At 67.8% G+C, this 4,236-nt stretch carries 2 protein-coding genes; both read left to right on the top strand.

Going from position 1 to position 4,236, the window contains the following annotated elements; genetic code table 11:
- The coding region (locus A985_RS25630; protein WP_017234180.1) for a DNA polymerase Y family protein at nucleotides 1–1,430 on the top strand (1,430 nt) is incomplete at its 5' end.
- A gap of 21 nt (nucleotides 1,431–1,451) precedes the next feature.
- A partial coding sequence (locus A985_RS0114795) for an error-prone DNA polymerase (protein ID WP_017234179.1) occupies nucleotides 1,452–4,236 on the top strand: 2,785 nt, incomplete at its 3' end.

Raw genomic sequence — 4,236 nt, 5'->3', positions numbered from 1 at the left:
GTGTCTGGCAGGCGAGTGAGGCGGCGCAGGCAGCCGGCGTGCAACCCGGCATGCGCCGTGGCGGCGTGCTGGCGCTATTGCCGCAGGCACGATTCCACGATCGCGACGAAGCGGCCGAGACGGTCGCGCTCGAGGCGCTGGCGCTGGCCTTGCTGCGCTTCGGCCCCGACGTTGCGATCGCCTCGCCACAATGCGTGCTGATCGACGTGGCACCGAGCCTGCGTCTGTTTGGCGGTCTGGCATCGCTGGCGGCGCAGGTGTTTGAGAGTGCCGAGGCGCTCGGGCACCGGGCGTCGTTGGGCCTTGCCGCCACGGCCAGCGCGGCGGCGTTGCTCGCGCGAGCCGGTACTCCTTGTGGGTCGCTGCGGTTGCCACCGACACCACCGACGCCGATGACGCTGCCGCAATCCCTCGATTCCCGCTCGGTCGCCTTGTTGCCCGAGGCGCAGCCGTGGCTCGACTGGCTTGCGCAAATCGGCTGTGCGACGTTGGGCGAACTGCGCGCGCTGCCTGCGGCGGGTGTGAGGCGCCGCTGCGGTGCAGAACTGCCCGCTGCGCTTTCCCGGGCCTATGGCGAGACGCCGGAAGCCCCCGCCTGGTATCGCGCCCCGCCCCATTTCGAGGCGGTGCTGCCGCTGCCGTCGCTCACGCATGACGTGGACGTGCTGCTCTTCGGTCTGCGCCGTCTGCTCGCCCAACTCACGGGATGGCTGGCCGCCGGGCAACTGGCCACGCGCGCGCTCGCGCTGGTGCTCGAGCATGAGCCGCTTGGGCGGCAAACGCTGGCACCGACGCGTTTCGACATCCGTCTTGCCGAAGCGAGTGCGGCGCCCGCGCACTTGCTGTCGTTGTGCAAGGAGCGGCTGGCCCGCTCGCCACTGGTGGCCCCGGTGCTGACGTTGCGGCTCGATGTCACGCAGACGGCGCCCCATGTGCCGCAAAGCGGCTCGCTCCTGCCGGAGCCGGGCCGCGCCCGGCAGGATTTTGTGCAACTGATGGAGCGTGTGGCGGCGCGGTTGGGCGACGAGCACGTGCGGCGTTTGCAGGTGCGTGGCGATCACCGGCCCGAGGCAGCGTTCGTCAGCGTGCCGTATGGGGCGTCCGGCAATCCTTCCCATGCCTCCCACGGCACGATGTCCGGCGCGGTCCGTCATCGGCCCGATGGCGAGTCCCTGTTGCCGCCGCGCCCGGCATGGCTGCTCGATGTGCCGCAACGCCTCGGCGTGCGTCAGGAGCGTCCGTGGCGGCAGGGGCCGCTACAACTGATGAGCGGTCCTGAGCGTATCGAAGCCGGCTGGTGGGAGCCAGGCACCGTCACGCGCGACTACTTCATTGCGGCCGATATCACGGGGGCGTTGCTGTGGGTGTTTCGCGAGCGGCCCGTGAATGGGGCGGATGCCGCGTGGTACTTGCATGGCCTGTTCGGCTGAGTCCGGCGGGTCCGCTGTGCGATGAATGTCGACGATTTCCTGCCGTGGCAAGGCCCGACCGAAGGGCTGGCCGCCAATGATGAGCGTGCCGACGCGGCCGGCGCCGATCCGGCGGCGCCCCCCGATCCGCGTGCGGCCGACGACGGCAGCCTGCCTGCCTATGCCGAACTGCACTGCCTGTCGAATTTCTCGTTCCAGCGTGGCGCGTCGCATCCGGAGGAACTGATCGCGCGGGCCGCGCACCTGGGCTACACCGCGCTGGCGATGACCGACGAGTGCTCGCTGGCCGGTGTCGTTCGCGCACTGGCCGAGGCGGTGCAGTATCCGTCGGTGTCGTTGATCGTGGGCAGCGAGTTTCGTCTGACGCCCGAGGACAGCGCAGCCGCGCTGGGCAGTGTGCATCTGGTCGCGCTTGCGCAGCACCGCGAAGGCTACGGCAATCTTTCCGAGATGATTACACTCGGTCGCATGCGCGGCCCGAAGCGCGGTTATCGGTTGCACGCGCGAGACTTCAGCGCGCCGGCAACCGGGCAGGCGCATCTGCGGGGTCTGCCGGGGTGCCTGATGATCCTGGTGCCGGAGACCGGCGCGAGTCCCGAGCGCACGCTGGCCCAAACCCGCTGGGCGGCACAGACGTTCGGCGAAGGACGCGTGTGGCTCGCGCTCGAACGCCATCACCGAGCCGACGACGACGCGCATCTGGCCCGGCTGCGGGCGATCTCCGCCGAGTGCGACGTGCCGCTCGTCGCCACCGGCCATGTCCTCATGCATGTGCGCTCGCGCAAGCCGTTGCAGGACACGCTCACCGCCATTGGACTGGGCAAGCCGGTGCAGGCCTGCGGATTGGCGCTCGCCGCCAATGCGGAGCAGCATCTACGCACGCGGTTGCGGCTCGCGTGGCTCTATCCGCCGGACGCGCTGGCGCAAACGATTGCCATCGCCTCGCGTTGCCATTTCGATCTGCGCAGCCTGCGTTACGAGTATCCCGAGGAACTGGTGCCCGCCGGGCATACGCCGGTGACGTATTTGCATCAGGAAGTCGAGGCCGGCGCGGCGCGGCGCTATCCGAACGGGGTACCGCAGAAGGTGCGTCGTCTCATCGAAAGCGAACTGACGCTGATCCGGGAGCTGGCGTACGAGCCGTATTTCCTGACGGTCTACGACATCGTGCGTTTCGCCCGCAGCCAGAACATCCTGTGCCAGGGGCGCGGGTCGGCGGCCAACTCGGCGGTGTGCTATTGCCTGGGAATCACGGCGGTCAATCCTGACGAGGTGCAGGTGCTGTTCGGGCGTTTTCTGTCGAAGGAGCGCAACGAGCCGCCCGATATCGATGTGGACTTCGAGCATCAGCGGCGCGAAGAGGTGATCCAGTACATCTACGACAAGTACGGCACCGACCGGGCGGCGCTGGCTGCGACGGTGATTTCGTATCGCATGCGCAGTGCGGTGCGCGACACGGGGCGGGCGCTGGGCATCGATCTGTCGATTGTCGAGCAGGTCGCGCAGAGTCAGCAGTGGTGGGACGGTCGCGAGAATCTGCTCGCGCGCATGGCGGCACAAGGGTTGTCGCCCGACGCCCCGACCACGCGGCTATGGGCGGATCTGGTCGCCCGGCTGATCGGCTTTCCCCGGCATTTGTCGCAGCACGTGGGCGGTTTCGTGATTTCGCGCGACAAGCTCTCGCGCCTGGTGCCGATTGCGCCGGCGGCGATGGACAAGCGTTACGTCATTCAGTGGGACAAGGACGATATCGAGACGCTCAAGCTGCTCAAGGTCGATGTGCTGGCGCTCGGCATGCTGAGCGCGTTGCGCCGCACGCTCGATCTGCTGGGGGAATGGCGCGGTGAGCCGATCTCGCTGGCGGACATTCCGCGCGACGATCCGGCGACGTACGGCATGATTCGTCGTGCCGATACCGTGGGTGTCTTCCAGATCGAGTCGCGTGCGCAGATGAGCATGTTGCCGCGCTTGAAGCCGGACAAGTTCTACGACCTGGTGATCGAGGTGGCGATCGTGCGGCCGGGGCCGATTCAGGGCGGGATGGTGCATCCGTATCTGCGTCGCAAGCAGGGCAAGGAGGACGTGGTCTATCCGCGCGAGGAGATCAAGGCGGCGCTCGAGCGCACGCTGGGCGTGCCGATCTTTCAGGAGCAGGTGATGCAGATCGCGATGATCGCCGCCGATTTCTCGGCCGGCGATGCCGATCAGTTGCGTCGTTCGATGGCGGCCTGGAAACGCAAGGGCGGGCTCGAGAAATTCCAGACCCGCATCATCGACGGGATGCTGAAAAACGGCTATCCGCGCGAGTTTGCCGAGGCCATCTGCCGCCAGATCGAGGGCTTTGGCGAGTACGGTTTTCCGGAGAGTCATGCGGCAAGCTTCGCACTGCTCGCCTATGCGAGTGCGTGGCTCAAGTGTCATGCACCGGAGATGTTCCTGTGCGGGTTGCTCAACAGTTTGCCGATGGGATTCTATTCGGCGTCGCAGCTGGTGCAGGATGCGCGACGGCATCATGTCGAGGTGCGCGCGGTCGACGTTTGCGTGAGCGATGTCGAGTCGCGTCCCGAGGCGCGCATCGGGCGGTACGGCAATGCCCGCCGGCCGGCGGTGCGGCTAGGGCTGTCGCTGGTCAAGGGCTTGTCCGACGACGGGGCGCGCGCGATCGAGCGTGCGCGTCGGCAGCGACCGTTTACCGACATCGACGATCTGACCGCGCGGGCTGCGTTGTCACGTCGGGACCTCGACGCCCTGGCGGCTGCCGACGCGCTGTCGGTGTTGCTCGGCGGTCGGCGGCAGGCGCGCTGGG

The organism is Pandoraea sp. B-6 (genome assembly GCF_000282835.1).
GTDB lineage: Bacteria > Pseudomonadota > Gammaproteobacteria > Burkholderiales > Burkholderiaceae > Pandoraea > Pandoraea cepalis.
This window is presented reverse-complemented; position numbering and strand designations above follow the sequence as displayed.